Source organism: Pseudoalteromonas sp. MSK9-3 (assembly GCF_003590335.1).
GTDB lineage: Bacteria > Pseudomonadota > Gammaproteobacteria > Enterobacterales > Alteromonadaceae > Pseudoalteromonas.
The window spans coordinates 1-21,655 of sequence record NZ_MIET01000021.1 but is presented as its reverse complement, the minus strand read 5'-3'; the positions used below and the strand labels follow the sequence as shown (position 1 = coordinate 21,655).

13 protein-coding genes are annotated in these 21,655 nt (G+C 41.0%); 10 read left to right on the top strand and 3 right to left on the bottom strand.

The features are described from left to right. Positions 1-479: 479 nt before the first annotated feature. From BGP78_RS07215 to BGP78_RS07195, 5 genes are all read left to right on the top strand, one after another. Positions 480-803 carry a hypothetical protein gene (locus tag BGP78_RS07215; protein WP_119860763.1) on the top strand — a complete coding sequence of 108 codons (324 nt, stop codon included), beginning with the start codon at positions 480-482 and terminating at the stop codon, positions 801-803. A gap of 377 nt (positions 804-1,180) precedes the next feature. Beyond that, positions 1,181-5,257, top strand: coding sequence for a hybrid sensor histidine kinase/response regulator (locus BGP78_RS07210; RefSeq protein ID WP_259386225.1), 4,077 nt, complete (start codon positions 1,181-1,183; stop codon positions 5,255-5,257). Positions 5,258-5,665: 408 nt separating this feature from the next. Continuing rightward, a complete protein-coding gene (locus BGP78_RS07205; RefSeq protein ID WP_119860761.1) occupies positions 5,666-6,841 on the top strand; it encodes an efflux RND transporter periplasmic adaptor subunit in 1,176 nt (391 codons plus the stop codon). A gap of 6 nt (positions 6,842-6,847) precedes the next feature. After that, the gene (locus BGP78_RS07200) at positions 6,848-9,994 is read left to right on the top strand and encodes an efflux RND transporter permease subunit (protein ID WP_119860760.1); all 3,147 of its coding nucleotides are present in this window, start codon (positions 6,848-6,850) and stop codon (positions 9,992-9,994) included. Positions 9,995-10,240: 246 nt separating this feature from the next. Continuing rightward, a complete protein-coding gene (locus tag BGP78_RS07195) occupies positions 10,241-10,678 on the top strand; it encodes a hypothetical protein (protein ID WP_119860759.1) in 438 nt (145 codons plus the stop codon). A 14-nt stretch (positions 10,679-10,692) separates the two neighbouring features. Here the strand turns inward: BGP78_RS07195 and BGP78_RS07190 are convergent, their stop codons facing one another. Then, complete coding sequence (locus tag BGP78_RS07190; protein ID WP_119860758.1) at positions 10,693-12,951, bottom strand: acyl-CoA dehydrogenase; 2,259 nt, start codon at positions 12,949-12,951, stop codon at positions 10,693-10,695. Positions 12,952-13,092: 141 nt separating this feature from the next. Here BGP78_RS07190 and BGP78_RS07185 point away from each other — a divergent pair, with 141 nt between their 5' ends. The 4 genes from BGP78_RS07185 to BGP78_RS07170 all read left to right on the top strand — a co-directional run bounded on the left by BGP78_RS07185 (position 13,093) and on the right by BGP78_RS07170 (position 17,102). Continuing rightward, entirely contained in the window at positions 13,093-14,913 is a 1,821-nt protein-coding gene (locus tag BGP78_RS07185) for a M2 family metallopeptidase (RefSeq protein WP_119860757.1), read from the top strand. A gap of 103 nt (positions 14,914-15,016) precedes the next feature. Next, positions 15,017-15,826: an ABC transporter permease subunit gene (locus BGP78_RS07180; protein ID WP_119860756.1), complete on the top strand. Its 810-nt coding sequence runs from the start codon at positions 15,017-15,019 to the stop codon at positions 15,824-15,826. Continuing rightward, the gene (locus tag BGP78_RS07175) at positions 15,823-16,728 is read left to right on the top strand and encodes an ABC transporter ATP-binding protein (RefSeq protein WP_119860755.1); all 906 of its coding nucleotides are present in this window, start codon (positions 15,823-15,825) and stop codon (positions 16,726-16,728) included. The genes BGP78_RS07180 and BGP78_RS07175 overlap by 4 nt, the downstream gene beginning before the upstream one ends. Further along, the gene (locus tag BGP78_RS07170; protein WP_119860754.1) at positions 16,728-17,102 is read left to right on the top strand and encodes a PH domain-containing protein; all 375 of its coding nucleotides are present in this window, start codon (positions 16,728-16,730) and stop codon (positions 17,100-17,102) included. Before BGP78_RS07175 ends, BGP78_RS07170 begins: the two co-directional genes overlap by 1 nt. Positions 17,103-17,161: 59 nt before the next feature. Here the strand turns inward: BGP78_RS07170 and sohB are convergent, their stop codons facing one another. Together sohB and BGP78_RS07160 are read right to left on the bottom strand one after the other, a co-directional pair. Then, a complete protein-coding gene (sohB, locus tag BGP78_RS07165) occupies positions 17,162-18,166 on the bottom strand; it encodes a protease SohB (RefSeq protein WP_119860753.1) in 1,005 nt (334 codons plus the stop codon). Positions 18,167-18,238: 72 nt separating this feature from the next. Then, positions 18,239-20,644, bottom strand: a complete 2,406-nt coding sequence (locus tag BGP78_RS07160; RefSeq protein ID WP_119860752.1) for a VolA/Pla-1 family phospholipase — start codon at positions 20,642-20,644, stop codon at positions 18,239-18,241. A 196-nt stretch (positions 20,645-20,840) separates the two neighbouring features. On the opposite strand from BGP78_RS07160, the gene BGP78_RS07155 reads away from it, so the two are divergent. Then, complete coding sequence (locus BGP78_RS07155) at positions 20,841-21,584, top strand: YciK family oxidoreductase (protein ID WP_119860751.1); 744 nt, start codon at positions 20,841-20,843, stop codon at positions 21,582-21,584. Positions 21,585-21,655 lie beyond the last annotated feature (71 nt).

Here is a 21,655-nt window from a genome sequence, read left to right as displayed (position 1 = left end):
AAAATGGCAACAGTTTTGGTATAATTATCTCTTATAGCGTATACATACGATATTTTTAATTACTTTTAATGGATAATAAAGATAAAACCTCCTGTTAAATAATTAGCCCTAAATTAAGTGACTTTACATTAAATTGCTCACTCAAGGGCGGCTTCCAACATTTGGAATATCTGAAATAACGCCACCACGTAGACGTTACGAGCCTTTTATAAATTAGATTTCGGCGTTTTAATTGACCAAATTGTAAGAATTTATTATTACATCAATATTTACTATTTATCGACACAAAACATTCATACTACTTATCTAAAATCTAAGAAGAATGGTAAGTTTCAATATTGCATTTATTTAAACACCTAAACACTCCTCTTAATTAAAAGCAATAAAAAAACCTTGATTTTATATTTCTAACAAATAAGATACCCCGCCCTAGCTAGAGTTTAAACTCTAATAAAGCTTAGTTTAATTAAGGATAAAATATGAAAAAGCTTATAATTGGCTTAGTAGCACTGTGTTCACTGACAGCATTAAATGTTCAGGCACATGCTGATGAACTAAACACTATCATCAGCTCAAAAAAGATTAAAATTGTCGCGATTGGAGAAAGTGGTTTTGACCCTAGGTGGCGTGAACCAACCTGTAGCATTACAAAAACAGATAAAGACGAATTCGGTCAAAACTATATGATCACGCATTTTGATATGTGTACTTGCCAGAATAGCTTAAAGTCTAGCTACCTAATCAAAGACACACAAGACACCCCAGATCAAAGAGCCGTTATTTGTTATATCGAGACTAATTAGCAAATTACATTACTATGGCTAAGCGCTAATAAAACAGCTTAGCCATAACAGCGTGACCCTCAAATATAACTCAGACGCATTTTACTTTTAGCCTAGTTAGTTAACGCTTGACTCCACGTTAAAGCTATTTCATCTAGCAAGGCACTCTAAAGTCATTGACCTTAATAGCCTATTCATTTTTCCAATACGTTAAATTTTAACGTGTTCGTCATAGAAATAACGGACTATATAAACTACTCTAATAACATTCACTTTCACGTTTCATTGTCCAAAAAGTGGCGGTAAAATAATCTCTTATGTATAAACTGTTCACCCTTACACATGCAGCCTTAGTACTAGCAATACTAATATCACCCTACTGCTTTGCGCAATATCCCATGCTTGCTAATGAATATTCGGTAAAAAAGTTAACTGCTGAAGATGGTTTTGTGTCATCTGAAATTTATTCAATTATTCAAGATAAACAAGGATTGCTGTGGTTTGGCACCGCTGAAAATGGGGTAATGCGCTACGATGGGCGTAAAGTAACACTGTTTGAATTTGATAGTGCCAGTGAGAATGGGTTGTCTCATAACGATGCTGGTAATCTCATGTCGGATCAAAGCGGTCATGTTTGGGTAGGCACATGGGGTGGCGGCGCCAATAAATACAACCTTAAAACAGGCCAATTTCAAAACTTTTTACACGATCCAAAACAGCCAGATTCAATATCAGCCAATCGGATCCAGTCTTTATACCATGATAAAACGGGCTCTGTTTGGCTAGGCTCTTATGATCAAGGCTTAAACCGATATTTAGGCGGGAGCCGCTTTGAGCATATAAAAAAGCGAACAGACTCAACCCCTGGATTATCTCATAATCGAGTATGGGATATAGAAAGCAAAGACAAAGATAGCCTCTGGGTTGCTACGAGTTACGGCCTTAATTTATATAATAAAAAAACACAGTCTTTTCGTTATTATTTCCCAGATCCAAGTAATAAAACCCCGACAGGGGCCAATGAAATACGTCATATATTAAAAACATCCCAAGGTGAAATATATGTAGGCACTCAGCAAGGGCCTTTTCTCTTTAATATAGAAACAGGCACGTTTAAACAACTCGGAGTGTTGAACGATAACCTGTTAGGCCAAGTTAACTCAATGATTGAAGACCAAGACGGACACATTTGGTTTGTGACCAGTAAAGGGGTATATCGCCAATCAAGTGCCAGTGACAAAATAGAACAACTAGATCTCGAGTACAACAGCGGCTTGAGGATTATTTTTGAAGATAAAGACAAAACTATTTGGATCACCAATGAGGTACATGGAATATTTAAACTCGTACCTCACCGACAGTTTAAAGCGATTAAAAACCCAGAGTTGGTCGCCCCAAATGGGATTGTCACCGACGACAATGGCGACCTATTAATCGCAACAGCGTCTTCACAGCTTTATAAATGGCAAGTTGAAACTCAAACACTAGAAAAGCTTTCATCTTCGATATTTAACGAGCTAAATGGATTTGATCAAAACCGTTTGTTAGAGCGCCCAGTACTCCATCTAAGCAAACAAAATATACTGTGGATAGCCCAAGATGAAGGCATCGCTAAGTTTAATTTACACACTCAACAAGCAGAGTTATTAACTTACCCAAAAACAGGCCCTCATTATCATGAATTTAGAGAAATAAGAGCACTCAGTATTGATAGACATGGCAACCTTTGGATAGGCACCTATAAAAATGGTATTTATATATATGATACAACTGAACACACGTTTCAACATTTAGACTCGACATATGGTCTCTCGCACCCCGAAGTGTTAGTGCTATATTTAGACAATCAGAAAAATATGTGGGTCGGTACGGGTGAAGGGGTTAATTTATGGGTAGACGCAAGCCAACGATTTTTGTCATTTAAAGCCGATAATCACAAACCTGGCAGTTTGCTTGGCAGTATTGTACAAGATATAAAGCAATCTCGTGATGGCAATATATGGATTGCGACACAAAAAGGCCTTAATTTATACTTACCTGAACACCAAGGTTTTAAACACTACAGTACAGAACACGGCCTCCCAACAACATTGATAAGAGCCATCGCCGATGATCAAGAAGGAAATCTGTGGTTAACAACCAATAAAGGGATCTCAAAATTCAACCCATCAACGGGTAAAGTTAACAACTTTGACAGTCAAAATGGTTTACTTGGCTTAAACTATTACCCAAGCAGCTTAGTAAAAGGCAATAACAGCACGCTATTTACCAGCAGCCAACGCGGTATTGAATATTTTAGTACAGCGCCATTAAAAACTAACCTAGTTGACCCAAATCTCATATTAACTGGCTTTAATACCATGGGTCAGCCGATGAAACTTGGCCTGCCTTACTCTTATGTTACAGATATTCATTTGTCTTATCTGGATTATATTTTCTCGTTTGAGTTTTCTGCTCTGGATTTTATTTCACCAAACAAAAATCAATATGCATACAAGCTCGTTGGATACGATGACAACTGGATTGAAATTGGTAACAGAAACACAGCCTCATTTACCAACTTAGATGGGGGGTCGTATCAATTCCAAGTCAAAGCAACAAACAGTGACGGTAAATGGAGTGAGAACCAACTGTCGATTAATTTACATGTGTCACCGCCTCCATGGCAAACGTGGTGGGCATATAGCTTATATGCTTTTTTAACAGCGCTTATTATAATAACTGCTATTTACCTGAGAACGAGGCTACAAAAAGCAGAAATTATTAGGCAAAAACAATTTGTATTAAAATTAGAAGAGCAAGTATCAGAAAAAACAGCGTCGCTTGAAACGCAAGCAAACGACTTAGCAGATGCATTAAAAAAAGCAGAAGCCGCCACTCAATTAAAATCAGAATTTTTAGCCAATATGAGTCATGAAATTAGAACTCCTATGAATGGCGTAATTGGCATGCTTGACTTGCTAAAAAATAGTAACCTTAATTCTGAGCAACTCCACTCAGTCAACATTGCCAGTACCAGTGCTCAGTCATTATTAACACTCATTAATGACATCTTAGACTTTTCTAAAATCGAAGCTGATAAACTAGAGCTCGAGTACATAGACTTTAATTTAACAGAATTAATTGAACAGTTATCAGAATCAATGACATTAGCAGCCCAACAAAAAGGCGTTGAAGTTATTTTAGATTTAGCGGGTATCCACCAGCCTCATGTCAGATCAGATCCTGGCAGGATCAGGCAAATTTTGACGAATATTTTAAGTAATGCGATAAAGTTTACCGAACACGGAGAGATTGTTGTCACAGCCAAGCTTTCCAGTTTAGATAATAGTAATAACACGACGTTGACTTGCCAAATTACAGATACCGGTATTGGCATAGAACACTCAAAAATTCATGCTTTATTTGACTCTTTCAGTCAAGTCGATGCATCAACCACCAGAAAATATGGTGGTACTGGTCTTGGATTAAGTATTACCAGGCGCTTGTGCCAATTACTCGGGGGTGATATCTCAGTTTCAAGTGTAATAGGCGAAGGTAGTTGCTTTGAAATAACGTGCTTGCTAAATGCAAACACGCAGCTTCCCAATACATACCCTGCGTTTGGCCCGCTCAACTTAACTGTCGCAATCGTTGATGGGAATAAATCAAGCCGAGAAGCATTGCAGCGACAATTTGAAAGTTGGGGGGTTTCGGTTGTAGTCGCTAAAAATGCAAATGAAGCATTACAACGTTTTAGCGACATCACTAACCCTCTCATAGACACTATCGATCTTGTTATTTTTAATAAAGCACTTCCAGACATGGATAGTTTATCATTCACCCAAAGGCTTAAGGCGGGTATTGCCAATCCTCGATTTAAGTTGATCATGATGAGTCCATTAGGAGAACAATATGAAATTGAAAATACGGGTAACAAAGAGATTGATGCAACTTTTCCAAAACCAGCAACAAAGCAAGACCTGTTAGAGGCTTTATCAACCGCTCATCCCGATGTTCAAGCATTTTTAGACAATGGCGAGCCCCCTTCCTACAAAAATGACCCAGTGGAAATTGATAATGCTTGGACTGAATATGTCCAAGTGCTTCTTGTTGAAGACAACAAAATCAATCAATTAGTCGCCCTTAAACTACTCAGCAAAATAGGTATTGATGCTGTAGTGGCTGAAAATGGTGCAGAAGCTTTAGTAAAATTGAAAGAGTCTGAACAGAGAAACGCCCTTTTCAGCATAATACTGATGGACTGCCAAATGCCAGAAATGGATGGATATGAAGCCACCAAGAATATTAGGCAAGGTAACGCTGGCGTTCAAAATCAATCGATTCCGATTATCGCCATGACTGCAAACGCGATGCAGGGGGATAAACAAAAATGTCTCGACGCAGGTATGAACGACTACATAACCAAACCCATTGAAGCTGAAAAGGTGCTGAATAAATTACAATCATGGATCACAAAGGTACACCTTTCTTGATTTAAAAGTGCGATGCAACTGAACGGCTAACTATACAAACATTATTAGCTGGTGTATCCAGTATATGTAAATAACTTCAGGTTTGGATAAGGGGTTTGGAATAGAAAGTGTTTTGAAAACAAACATACGTACAACCCAATGATGATATTTTGTTCAATATCAAGGCGATTTTATGCAGTAATAGCAGGTTATTTCAAGTGAAAGCAACGCCGAAAGTGAGAAGAATAGCTTTATTGGGCAAATTCGCTTATCCAGAGCTGAGGTTAAATAGGTTCCTTCAATCGCAATGCTTTGTTACAACTTACCAATACATTTAAACACCCTGACACATCTATTGTCGTATCCTTAAAGCATCGGTACTAACCGTCAATTAGTATCTCATGTTTCAATAGTAGGAAGGACTATAACGTGGCTAGTAAAAAACAGATAATATTACCCATCGCGGTACTAATTGCAGGAGTTGGTATATCTGCAGCATTTTCCGCAATGAAGAAACCGCCAGAAGAAAAAGCAGAAAAGGTGATACATCCATTGGTAGAAGTTCAAGCAGTCACAGTTGCACCAATGCAATTGTCTGTTGATTCATATGGCATCGTTAAACCTAAATATACAACTAGCCTAGTAGCGCAAGTAAACGGTCAAATTATTCAACTATCCGAGCGTTTTGTTCGTGGTGGCTTTGTAAAAGCGGGCGAAATACTCGCACGAATTGACCCCAATGACTACGAAGCAGCTTTAATCGAAGCACAAGCAAATTTGGCTCAAGCAAGTTCTGCATTAGAAATTGAACAAGCACAAGCGCATGTAGCTAAAACTGAATGGCAACGAATTAAAAATAATACCAACGAAACCATCCCATCAGAACTCTATTTAAGAAAACCACAACTTGCTGAAAAGCTTGCACAATACAGAGCTGCACAAGCAAGTGAAAAACGCGCGAAACGAAACTTAGAGCGTACTTATATTAAAGCGCCGTATGACGCCATCATTGAAAGTCGTGAAGTGAGCTTAGGTAGTGTTGTCAGTCCAGGGAGTCAATTTGGTGTACTGAACGCAACGTCTGTTGCCGAAATACGCTTACCTGTTGCTGATAAAGATTTACAATACTTGGTTAATAATGGCATTGATGCCCCTGTTACATTAGCTGCAAAGTTTGCAGGTAAGTCAGTTACATGGAACGGAAAAGTCGTTCGTAGCGAAGGCGTGATTGATGAACGTAGTCGAATGACTTACCTAGTTGCACAAGTAGATATACCTTATGGATTGACAGAAAAACCACTGCGCTTTGGCACTTATTTAAATGCAAAAATCGAAGGCCAGTTGCTACAATCAGCTGTCGCAGTACCTAGGCATTTAGTTAACGATGGAAAAATTGCCACACTGCAAGAGGACTCTACCCTCGCTTTTAAACCACTCAATATTGTACGTGAAGCTAATGGTTTTGTTATTGCAGTTCAAGGGCTCAATGATGGCAACCGTATCATTACATCAGCATTGGAGTATCCCTCTGACGGTATGACTGTTCGCATAGAAAACACCTTACTCAAATCCCCTGAAACACAACTCGCATTAAAAAAGGAGTAAGCAGTTATGACTATACCAGCTGAAAAAGGCATTATCGCTTGGTTTGCTCGTAACCCGGTTGCAGCCAATTTACTCATGATCTTCATTCTCGTGGGGGGAATATTAACGGCGTTTTCAATCCGAAAGCAAATGTTCCCACAATTTGAAAACAATTGGCTCAGTGTTCAAGCAATCTATCCGGGCGCCGCACCTCAAGAAGTTGAAGAAGGCATTACCATAAAAGTTGAAGAGGCGATGGAAGGTCTGGAAGGGATCAAACGCCTAATAACATACTCAAACCGCGGCATGTCACAAACTTGGATTGAAGTACAAGAAAAGTACAACCCGCAAGAAGTATTAGATGAAGTTAAAATGCAAGTCGACTCTATTTCTAGCTTCCCAGTAGGCATGGAACGACCTGTCATTCGCTATGATAAATTTACCCAAGAAGTTATGTGGCTTGCGCTGAGTAGCAATTTACCCGCCGGTGAGCTTAAAGAACTGGGTAATACGTTGCATGATGAAATGTTAGCACTACCTGGGGTAAACCTTGTAGAGTTTAATGGCGGATTAAACTATGAAATAGGCATCGAAGTTAGTCCTGATAAGTTACGTGAATTCGGGTTAAGCTTCCGAGACATAGCAAACGCTGTATCCGCATTTTCAGCCAATATGTCTGCCGGCCAAATACGCTCTGATAATGGCTATATATCAATGCGGGTAGAGAACCAAGCATACCGAGGGAATGAATTCGAAAACCTGCCATTACTTACGTTGTCTGATGGTGCACAAGTTAAGTTAGGTGATGTAGCAACCGTCAATGATGGCTTTGAAGAAGGGTTACAATACTCCAAGTATAATGGTAAAAACTCACTCATCTTCCAAGTCAGTGCGTCTAAAGACCAAGATATCTCGCAAGTTGCGGACGTTATTAAAAATTACTTAGCAGATCGTCACACAACCCTACCAAGTGACACTGAATTAGAGCCCTTTATCGACTTAACCTATTACCTTGATGGCCGCCTAAACATGATGGTAGAAAACATGATTTGGGGGGGCTTATTGGTCATGCTGATGTTGGCACTATTTTTACGTGTCCGATTAGCATTTTGGGTAATGATGGGCTTACCGGTCTCGTTTCTTGGTGCTTTTTTGTTTATGCCAATGGGTGGGCTTGACGTCACTATAAATCTCGCTTCACTGTTCGCCTTTATTCTGGTGTTGGGTATTGTTGTTGATGATGCCATTGTTGTGGGTGAATCTGTCCATTCTGAAATAGAAGAACACGGACACAGCCTAGATAACGTGGTCAGAGGTGTAAAACGGGTTGCTATTCCAGCTACATTTGGCGTACTTACCACGGTAGCTGCGTTCTTACCTCAAACCTTAGCGACAGGCCCAGCAGCTGCCTTTTCAAAAGCCATTGGTGGCGTTATTATTCTGTGTTTAATTTTTTCGCTTATTGAGTCTAAGCTAATTTTACCTGCCCACCTTGCAGCAATGAAAGATAAACCGAGCAATCCAAAGAACCCATTACACCGCTTAAGAGCGCTGTTGGATGGCGGGCTTAAAAACCTTATTGAGCACCTATATCGGCCCTTTATTGAACGTTGTATACATTATAGATATACCGTTATCGTTGGCTTTCTAACTATTTTAATTGTGAGTGCAGGACTGTTTGCCGGTGGGTTTATTAAATTTGTCGCTAACCCCAAAATACCTCATGACTTCCCAGAAATAACCATAGAAATGAACTTATCATCATCAGAAAGTGCGACGCTTCTGAGCGCACAAAAAATTGAAACATTAATTTTAAATGTTGATAAGCAAATTGAGGAGCAATACGGGCAAAGTATGATCCGAGACCTCTCGGTCAGCTTACGCGGCCGCACAAATGCTCAAATTATGGCGATATTAGTAGAACCTGACAAACGCCCTATTGACACTTTTGAACTTAGCGCCATGTGGCGAGAACAAATGCCCCAGTTGCCAGGTGTGAAAACGCTAAATATTCGCGATAGTATCTCGAATGGCGGACGCGATGATGGTGATATTAGCTTTAGACTTGAAGGTAAAGATAAAGCGCTTCTTAAAGAAGTCGCCGAAAAGCTCAAAGCTAAGCTCAATACGATTACAGGCGTCGGTGATGTCAACGATTCAATGCAAAGTGCAACCGACGAAGTACAGCTAGAACTTAAACCGCTTGCCTATAGTATGGGGTTAACTCTTGCGGACGTGGCCTCTCAAGTGAACTTTAGTTACTACGGATTAGAAGCACAGCGTATTCTACGTGACGGCGAAGAAATAAAAGTCATGATCCGCTATCCGAAAGAGTCACGAAACTCCATTAGCGATATTCAAGATGTGCGTATTGTCTCTCCAGCAGGCGCTGAAGTGCCATTGGCCGAAGTTGCTAACATTAAACTGGTTGACGGCGTGAACCGTATACGCCGAGAAAACTCTAAACGTACTGTAAATGTATGGGCGTCAGTTGATACTGATCAAGCTGAACCTTTCGAAATAGCAACAGAAATAAGGGATGAATACTTGCCCTCATTACTGGTGAACTACCCAGGTATTCAAAGTAATGTCGCCGGTCGAATTCAAGAAGAAATGGACAGTGTTGCCGAACAAGTACGTGACTTTGCGCTGTCAATGATGATTATTTTTGCACTACTGGCTATCCCACTTAGATCGTACTCACAGCCACTGTTAATCATGTCCGTGATCCCGTTTGGGGTTGTGGGTGCCGTGTTTGGTCACGTGGTAATGGGAATGACCATGAGTAGCTTATCCTTCTTTGGCATTATTGCTGTGGCAGGTGTCGTTGTGAATGATTCACTGGTCATGGTTGACTTTGTGAATAAAGCGCGTGAACAAGGGGCAACGGTTAAACAAGCTGTGGTTGAAGCTGGCTGCAAACGCTTTAGAGCTATTTTGCTGACTTCTTTGACTACGTTTATTGGCTTAGTGCCAATTATTACTGAAACCAGCTTGCAGGCGCAAATTGTGATCCCAATGGCGGTCTCTTTGGCATTCGGCGTTTTATTTGCCACGGTCATAACGCTCATATTAATCCCATGCCAATACGTCGTGCTAGAAGATATAAAAGCGCTAAAGCGTAAATGGTTTCACAAAAAAGAGGATAAATTAAACAACACGGTTACAGAATAACCTCTAATAACTCCCAACCATTAAAGCTCGGTAAGCTATACCGAGCTTTTTTACTGCTAAGCCTATTAAGTAACTTAAGTTATACGTATTGCTACTCAACCCTCTGTATATTATATAAAAATGAATTTTTTCTAATAATAAGTAATGAGTAATAGAGTGTTTATTTAGCAAAGTGTCGTATAGCACTTTACATATCTACATTTAGACTACAAACTTATTGTTACTTTTTTTAAACTAGATTGCATTATGAAGTATTTAACAGTAATTCTTGCGTGTTTTACGCTACTTATATCAGGGTGCGGTAAAGACAATAAAGGGACTGGTGAGTCAAGTACCCCAGGTTACACTGCTACAACCTATTTTGATTCTTTATACAATCAAAATAACTTAGAGATGGCAGCGAAACACGCAACACCTCGACTGGCTCGCGTTATGCGTTCTTATGGCACAGCTAAGCAATTCACCCGTAACCTAGTAAACATGCAATTTGATCAAGTGACCATTGAGCTTGATATGACTAATCAAAGTTTGCGTGAACAATATGGCGATTCAGCAAAAATTAATATGGTGTTTACGGGCATGCTCAGAGGTGAGCAAGTCGATGATATGCGCAGCGTACAATTACTGCGCAAGAAAGGAAAATGGTACGTTGATAAAATTAACCCGGATCCATTTGCCCGTTAGTCATGGCGACTTGCTTAAAAAACATCGACGGAAATCGCTTTGACTCTCCAGTTTTCAGCGTCTAAAAGTGATTTCCCTTGAAGTTCAGTTATTGCTTTATCACTAACAGCTAATGCAATTTTCTCGCTATACGACAATGACAGCATATCGGTTCTGTTTTTAAGCCACGCTTTAAATTCAGCTCGTTCTTTTGCGGTTTCTTTTGCCAACTGATAAGCCCGCTCCATAGTATACACAGCGCCCTGTTCACCAACACTGCATAAATGGCTTACACGTTCCCTAGCAGCATCACTGTGTGTTAAAACGTGACAGACTTTACCAACTAAGGTATCGGAAGGTACTTTACAACCATGACCTGTGACATGCATCCAGCTTTTCAGTAAAAATGCCAACACCGGGTGTGTAAAATTATCATAGAATTCATCTAACGCCCTAAATCCTTGAGCCAGACTGTGCTCTGTAGCATAACAGACCGATGGTAAGTCACCCTGCTGTCGACCATCATGTTCATACTTTCTCAGAGCGCACGAAGCTAAATACAAATGACTTAAAACATCACCGAGTCGAGCTGAAAGCATTTCTCGTCGTTTTAAAGACCCTCCCAGTCGCAACATAGCTAGATCAGAACTCACAGATAAACATGTGCTTAACCAAGTCAGCTTTTGATAATATCGCTTCGTTGGCCCACTTACAGGTGCGTTAATAAATTTTGCCCGTGTAATACCAAACCACAACGCTTTTAAAACATTCACACTGGTATGCTGTAAATGCGCCATTAATAGTTTATCAAACGGCTTAATCGCTTTGTCTTCTTCTAAATTTTGAATAATTTGTATTTCTTTAAATATATAAGGATGACAGCGTGTTGCACCTTGACCAAATATCATCAAGTTTCGAGTGAGGATATTGGCACCTTCAACCGTAATAGATATCGGGATCCCCATGTAATTATTTGCTAAATAGTTATTGGGACCTTTTTGAATACCTTTGCCAGCATGAATATCTAAGGCGTCATTCATTACTGTGCGCGACATTTCGGTTAAATGGTATTTTGCTATTGCCGTAATTACTGCAGGGCTCTTTTTCATGTCTATCGCTTGGGCTGTTGCCTGACGACAAGCTTCTATGCTGTAAGTTAACCCCGTAATACGCGCAAGACTTGCTTGAATTCCTTCAAAAGCCGCGATCGGTAGTCCAAATTGCTCGCGTACTGTGGCATAGGCGCTACTTGTTCGAGTACATAAATGCGCACTACCGGCACTTAAAGCGGGTAAAGATATACCTCTGCCAGCACTTAAACAAGAGACCAGCATTTTCCACCCGTTTCCTATCCCACCTCTTCCGCCAATAACCCAATCAAGTGGAATAAACACCTCTTTACCTTGCGTCGTACCATTCATAAAACCTTGGTTTAATGGGTTATGCCTGGCTCCAGTGATAACGCCTTCCTGACTGGTCGGGATCAATGCACAGGTGATCCCCAAACTGTCACAGTCACCAAGTAGGTGCTCAGGGTCGTACACCTTAAATGCTAAACCAAGCACCGTCGCAACCGGCGCAAGTGTTATGTAACGCTTATCCCAGCTTACTTTTAGTCCGAGAACCAGCTCTCCCTCAAATTCAGCCTCACAGACAACACCAAAATCTTGAATACTCCCCGCATCGGAGCCCGCATCTAAAGCCGTTAAAGCAAAACAAGGCAATGCTTCCCCAGACGCGAGTTTAGGAAGCCAATGTGACTGCTGTGACTCGGTACCATAATGTAATAACAATTCAGCGGGACCTAAGCTATTAGGCACCATCACTGTCACAGCAGTAGATAAACTCTTACTGGCAATTTTAGCCACAATAGTTGAATTAGCTTGAGCACTAAAACCTAGCCCGCCAAACTTCTCTGGTATTATAAATGCAAAAAAGCCCTCGGCTTTTAAATACGCCCACACAGACTCTGGTAAATCTTTGTCCGCTTGGATTTGTTCTTCATCGAGTATTGATAATAAATGGACTAATTTGGTCTGAATAAAACGGTGTTCTTTATCACTTAACAGCGGCGCATCGATTTGATGCCACTGCTGCCAATTTGGCTTACCAGAAAAAAGCTCTGCATCCCACCAAGTGTCCCCGGCTTCCATGGCTTCTTGCTCGGTTTGACTCAAAGCCGGTAATGTCGATTTAAAATAATTCATGGTGGGGATTGTGATTAATTTGTAACGCAGTGCACTCACCATAAACACAATGCACGCCAAAATTATCAGCAACACAATTAAAGCCATTTTGACCTCCTGCTTATCTTAATTTCTATGTTCAAATATAGCGTAAACTCAGATTAACACTGCATTTATCCAGCAGGAATTGTGGCGACTCTTGTTGGCTGTTATTATCACGCAGCTTTAACAACAACAAGTGAACACATAATGAAACCACAATTTAAACTTAGCCTTGGAGCACTCATTGTTGCGAGTACTTTAACGCTTGCTGCATGTAATAACACGGCACCTAAAACGCAACAACCGACTGAAAAAGACGCTGAGTTATTCCTTGCTCAATCTGAACAAACTTTGATTGATTTGTCTGCACGCTCTAGCCGAGCCAATTGGATATATGCAAATTTCATAACCGAAGATACAGCCAGCTTAGCAGCAGATGTTAATCGTGAACAAACTGATATCGTTGTACAGCTTGCTAGTGAAGCAGCACGATTTGATAGCGTTCAGTTAAGCGATGATAACCGCCGTAAAATGGACAAATTGAAGTTAAATTTGACCTTACCAGCGCCACAAAACCCAGAAAAATCAAAAAAACTAGCCGCTTTAAAAGCTGAGCTTGATGGTATGTACGGCAAAGGCCAATATTGTAAAACCGCAGACCAATGCTTAAGCCTTGGTGATATGACAGCTAAGATGGCGTCTAGCAGAAACTATGAAGAGCTACTTGACCTATGGCAAGGGTGGCGACAAGTATCGCAGCCAATGCGCCCACTTTATGCGCAACAAGTTTCGCTCACAAATGAAGGGGCTAATCAGCTAGGTTACGCAGACACTGGCGCAATGTGGCGTAGTAAATATGACATGCCAGCTGACGACTTTGCCACAGAACTTGATCGTATCTGGGGCCAAGTAAAGCCGTTATATAACTCACTACACTGCCATGTACGCGCTAAGCTTGGTGAAAAATACGGTGAAGATAAAGTACCTCAAGATCAGCCTATCCCAGCTCACTTACTTGGCAACATGTGGGCACAAACTTGGGGCAATATATACGACGTAGTGGCACCTGAAAATGCAGATCCCGGCTACGATGTGACTCAGTTATTAGCAGAGCATAATTATGACGAGCTTAAGATGGTGCAAGGTGCTGAAACATTCTTCACATCTATGGGCTTTGAGAAGTTACCAGACACTTTTTGGACTCGCTCTTTGTTCACCAAGCCAAAAGACCGTGATGTACAATGTCATGCCTCTGCTTGGAATTTAGATAACAAAGATGATTTACGTATCAAAATGTGTATTCAACGCACAGGTGAAGAGTTCTCAGTTATTCACCACGAATTAGGCCATAACTTTTATCAGCGCGCCTACAATAAATTGCCTCTATATTATCAAGAAAGTGCCAATGATGGGTTCCACGAAGCAATTGGTGATACCATTGCGCTGTCTGTAACTCCGGGTTATTTAAAAGAGATTGGTTTACTAGAGCAAGTACCTGATGAATCAAAAGACATTGGTTTATTAATGAAAATGGCACTAGACAAGGTTGCATTTGTCCCATTTGGCTTGCTGGTAGATCAATGGCGCTGGCAGGTTTTTTCTGGTCAAATATCACCAGAGCAATACAATAAAGCATGGTGGGATTTACGTGAGAAATACCAAGGTGTACAAGCGCCCATAGCGCGAAATGAAAGCCACTTTGATCCAGGCGCCAAATACCATGTGCCAGGCAATGTACCGTATACTCGCTACTTCCTAGCCCATGTTTTACAATTTGAGTTCCACCGTTCATTATGTGAAATCGCGGGTAATAAAGAGTCAATTCACCGCTGTTCAGTATATAACTCTAAAGAAGCCGGTGAGCGCCTAAACGCAATGCTTGAAATGGGCAGCAGCCGTCCATGGCAAGAAGCGTTAGAAAGCATTACAGGTAGCAAGCAAATGGATGCAACCGCTATGCTTGATTATTTTGCCCCGCTACAAAAGTACCTTGATAAGCAAAACAAAGGTCGCCAATGTGGTTGGTAAACCAGTTAAGTTAGGGTAATTTATTACCAACGCCACATTCTGAAACAGTTTTCTACTTTAAATTCAGTAAATAACACGTTACTGTTCAAAAAAAGGAGAAATTATGTCGATATTCAGAGTGTGGCAACTTGCTCAATTTGAGCTAACGCGCCTCTTTGCTACAAAGCGTGGCTTACTTGCACTCGGTGCATTTGCCATGGTTTGGTTTATGATCCAAAATTATTTAATCGCACAAGCAGTGCCGTTTTTAAGTAGTCCTGAGTTTGCCGATATCACTGGGCAACTCGCTGGTAACATAGGCCTGAGAGAGCTAGTCAGTTGGCCTGAAGCTGAACTGGCAGTATTTTGGATAATCGCCCTATATAGCTTCCCGGCATTTAGTTTATTTGTGTGCTCGGATCAAACCGTCGGAGATAGGCTACGTGGTACCCTTCGCTTTATCAGTTTGCGGTGTACTCGCGAAGAAATCTTAGTAGGCCGATTTTTAGGTCAGCTGATCATTATTGCAATCTTGATTTCTCTTACCGTTTTAGCGACATTTATTTTGATGATCTATCGCGACCTCAGTTTGTTGGGCTCAGGTGCATTATTGAGCGTCTCTGTTACTGCGCAGCTTATCCTGATTGTCATGCCCTTTATTGCTTTGATGTCGCTGCTAAACTTAGTGACAAGCTCGTCTCGCTTAAGTGTCGTCCTCGCAATACTCTTATTTACACTTGGCAATGCATTAATAAGCTACCTCAGTTATTACTTCCCCATCCTGTCTTGGCTTTTATATGTGTACCCAGGTGTACAGATATTAGATGTAGCACCGCAAAATAGCTTTTCTCTGAATGATTGGTTACTGCCTGTTGCGCAAACAATGGGGCTGCTAACCCTCAGTATTCTTACCTTTAAAAGGCGATCACTATGAGTGCATTAATTGAAGTGAATAACCTTTGCAAAGCTTTTGGTGACAAACAAGCGCTGAATAACGTCAGCTTTGACGTCAATAAAGGTCAAACAGTGGCTTTAGTTGGCCCCAATGGAGCAGGTAAAACCACCCTATTTAGTATTTTATGCGGATATTTAGTGCCGAGTTCAGGATCAGTCAATATTATGGGGAAACAACTGGGAGACCCTGCTTTATTTGGTCAGCTCAGCGCACTTCCTCAGGATGCCACTCTCGACCCACGCTTTTCACTGCAAAAACAACTCAATTTCTATGGTCGTCTACAAGGCTTGAGTAAGCAAAAAGCAAGTATGGAGACAAGCCGAGTGCTTGAATTGGTGGGGTTAGCAGACAACCATCATGCAAAAATTGCTGAATTATCTCATGGCATGAAAAAGCGGGTCTGTATTGCGCAAGCGTTGATCGGCTCACCTAAAATTGTGCTACTTGATGAAGCAACTGCTGGGCTAGACCCTCTCAATGCGCGTGAGATACGCCATGTTATAGCGTCTTTAAGTGAAGACATCACTTTTATATTAAGTTCACATGATTTAGCTGAATTAGAAAAGTTATGTGATCATGTTTTATATTTAAACCAAGGGCAGCTTACCACGCACAACCGAGACACAAAGCAAGGCACGAGTCAGTATCTTACGCTAACGCTCATACATGACTCTAGGGATACACTTGAACAAATAAAGCAACTATCAGGTGTATTACACGTCTCTCAGAGTCAAAATAAAGAATATATTATTGAATATCAATCCCACTTTGAGCAATTTGATATACACTTGCTTAAATATTGTCACAAACTTAATTGGCAGTATCGTCAATTAGTTAATGGCCATACTCTCGAAAACCAACTTTTTCAGAAGGACAAATAATGGGACTATTAAGTGGAATACTTGGCAATGCCAGTGAAGTCGATAACGATAAGCTTGATGAGTTATTGACTGATACATTGATTGAGTCTGAACAAATTGAGAAAGCCTATCAAGTCATTCGTGATATGTTTGTCTTTACAAATAAGAGGTTATTACTCATTGATAAACAGGGTGTTACGGGGTCAAAAGTAGAAATCCTGACAATACCCTACAGCAAAATCACTAAATTTAGTAAAGAAAGCGCAGGTCATTTCGATATGGACTCAGAGCTTAAAATCTGGATTGGTTCAGAAACCGAACCACTCACGAAAGAATTTAAAGCCGGTGATAATATAAACGACGTTTATAAAATAATAAGCAGCCATACCTTATAAGGAATGCTATTGATACCGTATGGCCACAACCATACGGTATCTGTATCGTTATTAAAGCACTACATGCCTATTTTTTGACTTTTGGACCACAGCGACATCCCCAGTTTTTCAACCATAGTGCTGACGCTGAGACCTAGCTTCTCTGGTAGTCCTTTCTTAATTTTATAGCTTACTTTATACAACTGATGCTGTTCATTCAAAGACAATAGAACGTCATCACTGGTTTTAATCTCGTCGACTAAGTTCAACGTTTTAGCGTGTGACGCAAACCAATGCTCACCAGTGGCAACTGTTGAGATATCTAACGTTGTTCTATGCTCAGCAACAAACTCTTTAAATAGACCATGAGTATGCTCAATTTCTTCTTTGAACTTTTCACGACCTTTATCTGTATTTTCGCCAAACATGGTCAAAGTGCGTTTATACTCACCGGCAGTAATTTGTTCAAAATCGACATCATTCTTTTTCAGAATTTTACTAAAGTTCGGTAGCTGGGCTATCACACCAATTGAGCCTACAATGGCGAATGGCGCAGCCACAATTTTATCAGCCACACAAGCCATCATGTACCCACCACTAGCTGCAACTTTATCAATACATATCGTCAATGGTAAACCAAAGTCTTTAATTCTGATTAGCTGAGATGCAGCAAGCCCATATCCATGGACCACACCACCACCGCTCTCTAAGTTTACCAATACCTGATCTTTGTCTTTATCAGCAATGGTTAAAATTGCACTCACCTCTTCTCTCAAACTGGCGACTTCATGTGCATCCATACTGCCAATAAAATCTATAACAAAGACTTTCTCATCAGAGGGCGATGTATCTTGCTTTTTATTCGCCTTTTTATGTGCCTTTAAGGCTTTCTTGTCTAGCGTTTGCTCTATAAACTGATCGCGAGTGTCGTCTATTTGCTTCGATAAATCTTTAAGCTCTATTTCACCAGATTTACCTTTCGGCTTTTGGCTTGCCCCTATGATCATTATCAATATAACCCCAATAGCAGCCACTATTGTTACTGCTTTTGCTAAAAACAACCCATATTCAAATAAAAATGCCAACGCCTGCTCCTATAAATTTAGCAATAAAAAAGCCGCTATCTCTAGCGGCTTTTCATAGTGAACTAATTGTAATTAATTAGCAACAACTGCCGGATTAGTGACTTGAAGAGCTAACCCTTTTGATTTTAAGTAAGACACAAGTTGCGTTTGCATCTCCACAGTCGCCATTGCATGCCCCTGTGCTGTACCGCCTGCAGTTTCACTAAAGGCCGTCGTAATTATTGAGCCATGGTGACCTTGACTAAAGTTCACAACATAGTTACCCGGACCTTGAGATTCAGACACAGTTTGTAACCCCATAAAGCGCGCTAGCGGTGTAGAACCAGAAAGTGGGTTCGAAGTTGTAGGTGGGATCACCGTGTCTGGCTTATTACCATCAACACCTCCAGTAACCACATTCATATACACAGGCGTATTCACCGCCTTGACTAGTTCAGCATAGTTCAATGGATCAGCACTATCTAAAGCAGACTGAGCTGCCACTGCAAACTGTTGGATAATACCATTAATTGCAGCCAAAGATGCTGTGTCACCTGTCTCAGTCAAATGCTTAATGTACGCACTGTAACCACATGGTACGATATTCTCTACAGTACACCCAGCAACGCCATCACTTTGTAAAAAGGCCAAGAAAGCTTTCGAAGCAACATTACCTGCCGCACTCAATACCGAACCTTGAACAAATGATCCAAATTGTTCTGACTCAATCAAGAAACTCGCAATACCACTTCCGCCACTTGCAAGCGCTGCACTTTGCACTTTAAATAACCCATCAACTTGATCATTTAACGGTAAGTTTGTGTGTGCCACAAAGCTTGGTGCAACAATAGCACCCAAAGAATGTCCTACAAAACTCACATCTGTCGGGTTTAAGCCAATTGCAGGAGCACCAAAATTAAGCCCTAATCTAAGACCTAACAGATCTGCGGTTGATTGTCGTAAGTTATCCCGAGCCACCAACAATGACGTTAAGTTCATATACGATAATATTGAACCCGTTGTCGCATTAAAGTCATCGGTGCCATCATTATCAACATCAATACCACGCTCACCGTGCATTGGGTGGTCAATCGCGACAGTGGCAAAACCTTGCGCACTTAATGCAAGCGTTAAGCCGAGCATTGTTTCTTTATTAGTAGTAATACCGTGTTGTAAAATAACAACCGGCCAACCTGTTGCTGGCTGTTCAATACCTAACAATTGGGGGATTGGCTTGGTAATTTGTACAGGTACATTCGCAAGCCATTGCTGCTTAGGAATGCTATTAAATTTTGTAACATGGCGCATTGGGTCAAGATTAAAATCACGCAGTGCGTCACCAGATAGTGCAGAACAAAGCGCATCATTGGTACCTGGTTCTGGTGTTGGCAGTGTGCCGCCAACCGCCGCTTTATACCCTGCTACTGCAAGCCCATTATCACATGCTGCTTGCCAATAAGTATCAGCTAGACTCTCTACGCCAACCGCTTGTGGCATACCAGAATACATTGGGAGTTGAATACTGCCTTTCATATACTGTATTGCTTGAAATGACGCAACAGCTGCAGGGTCTTGACCACCCATAACCAGCACATCTCTTACTGTAATTACAGGCTGTTCTGGTACTTCTAGCTTGGGGTTTGTCCCAGTAGCTAAACTCGCTGCCAATAAACCCTTGGCTGCGGCCATCACAGGCCCTACCGACTGAATTGTCGCTGCAGCTGAATAAATAATGCTGTCTTTACTGAGAGCGCCCAGTGCATCATCAAAGCTCCCTTGTGTTACAGCAGCTTCATAACTACGCACAGCGCCTTGAAGGGCTAACTGAGCTGGTGTCACTAAATCTGCGTCCTGACGCGCTAACGTATAAGTCGAAGCTGCTTTAATTGGACGGCCATCAGCCATCTCAATACCTGATGTCAGTACCGTTATGTATGTCGAACCAGCTTTAAATGGCTTTAAAGGTTGAATTGCGATGCCATCGCCAGTACTGGTTAGCTGAGCAATAAAGTCTCCTGTTAAGCCATTACTCAACTCAGCAACAGATTTACACGCGATACCAGCAGGAACTTGAGCACATTGTTCATCAGTAAGGCTTGCACCCATTATTACTTCAAAAATACGCACAGATCCAGGTGCTTTTACTGAATCACCATTAACACTCATGCCAGCAGCCATGTTCAAATCAATAACGTAAGGCATTTGGCTAGACCAGCCATCCAGCGCACCAAGCGCTAAAGAAGGGTTTGCATAATGCGCGCGGGTGATCGCAGGATTGCTTTCAGCGTCTAGCTCACCCGGTAAATTTAAGGTGCCATCTTGAGTGCCACTGAGTAATAAATCATTCGGTATCGAAATCACACCGTTGGAAGGGTCAAACTTGATTGAAACAGACGGTAATACAGGGGCTGTTTCGTTTTTAATATCTTCTAATGTTTCACCACCACCACAGCCTGCTAAGACTGAGGTAACTGCGAGTGAGAGTAGCATTTTTTTCATTTTATAGGCTCCGACAGAATCTTATTATTATTTTGCTGTAATTAGTTAAATTATTGTAATCGTATTTTTAATAAGACATTAGACCAGTTAAAGTTAACGCAAAGTGTAGCCTTTCGCCACTTAAATTTACAATAAATTCGATAACTTGAGTGATTGCTATGATAAAATGTCTAAAAGTTCTAATTTGGGGTCCACGATGCACGATTATAAAGCTGCGGCAAATGCCTTAGAAAATAAAACCATACTAATTACAGGTGCAGGTGATGGCATTGGCCGAGTTGCAGCACTTACTTATGCTAAACACGGTGCAACCGTCATCCTACTTGGCAAAACAACACAAAAACTCGAATGTGTTTACGATGAGATAGTCAATTTAGGCTATCCTAAGCCTGCTATTGTACCTTTAGATATGCGCGGTGCAACAAAACAAAACTACAGAGATCTTGCTGCAACCATTGAGCAACAGTTTGGTAAGCTAGACGGCTTATTAAATAATGCATCAATTTTAGGATCTTTAGGCCCACTTGAGCATTTTTGTGTATCAACCTTTGAAAATATCATGAAGGTAAATGTTACAGCACAAGCAATGATCACTAAATACATGTTTCCATTGCTTAGAAAGTCGCCGTCTGCTTCAGTGGTATTCACATCATCTGGCGTTGGGCGTCAAGGTAGAGAGTTTTGGGGACCTTATGCCATCTCAAAATTTGCGACTGAAGGCATGATGCAAACTTGGGCCGCCGAAGTCGGTAAAACAAATATTAGGATCAATTGCATCAACCCGGGTGCGACAAGAACGAGCATGAGAGCCTCAGCGTTTCCAGGCGAAGATAAAAACACTTTAAAAACAGCTGAAGAGTTAATGCCAACGTACTTGTATTTGATGTCAGAGTCATCAAATGACGTAAATGGGCAGTCAATTGATGCACAGCCAAAGTAATATAGAACATTTCTAGTTATTGTCCCGTCCTGAAATAGGTTGACGGTTTTAATGAAAGACTTGGTGCGAAA

What these genes read in the sequence shown, in the direction of transcription:
- BGP78_RS07215 (WP_119860763.1), top strand. Translation starts at nt 480, where the DNA reads ATGAAAAAGCTTATAATTGGCTTAGTAGCACTGTGTTCACTGACAGCA.
- BGP78_RS07210 (WP_259386225.1), top strand. Translation starts at nt 1,181, where the DNA reads ATGCTTGCTAATGAATATTCGGTAAAAAAGTTAACTGCTGAAGATGGT.
- BGP78_RS07200 (WP_119860760.1), top strand. Translation starts at nt 6,848, where the DNA reads ATGACTATACCAGCTGAAAAAGGCATTATCGCTTGGTTTGCTCGTAAC.
- BGP78_RS07195 (WP_119860759.1), top strand. Translation starts at nt 10,241, where the DNA reads ATGAAGTATTTAACAGTAATTCTTGCGTGTTTTACGCTACTTATATCA.
- BGP78_RS07190 (WP_119860758.1), bottom strand. Translation starts at nt 12,951, where the DNA reads ATGGCTTTAATTGTGTTGCTGATAATTTTGGCGTGCATTGTGTTTATG.
- BGP78_RS07185 (WP_119860757.1), top strand. Translation starts at nt 13,093, where the DNA reads ATGAAACCACAATTTAAACTTAGCCTTGGAGCACTCATTGTTGCGAGT.
- BGP78_RS07180 (WP_119860756.1), top strand. Translation starts at nt 15,017, where the DNA reads ATGTCGATATTCAGAGTGTGGCAACTTGCTCAATTTGAGCTAACGCGC.
- BGP78_RS07175 (WP_119860755.1), top strand. Translation starts at nt 15,823, where the DNA reads ATGAGTGCATTAATTGAAGTGAATAACCTTTGCAAAGCTTTTGGTGAC.
- BGP78_RS07170 (WP_119860754.1), top strand. Translation starts at nt 16,728, where the DNA reads ATGGGACTATTAAGTGGAATACTTGGCAATGCCAGTGAAGTCGATAAC.
- BGP78_RS07160 (WP_119860752.1), bottom strand. Translation starts at nt 20,644, where the DNA reads ATGAAAAAAATGCTACTCTCACTCGCAGTTACCTCAGTCTTAGCAGGC.
- BGP78_RS07155 (WP_119860751.1), top strand. Translation starts at nt 20,841, where the DNA reads ATGCACGATTATAAAGCTGCGGCAAATGCCTTAGAAAATAAAACCATA.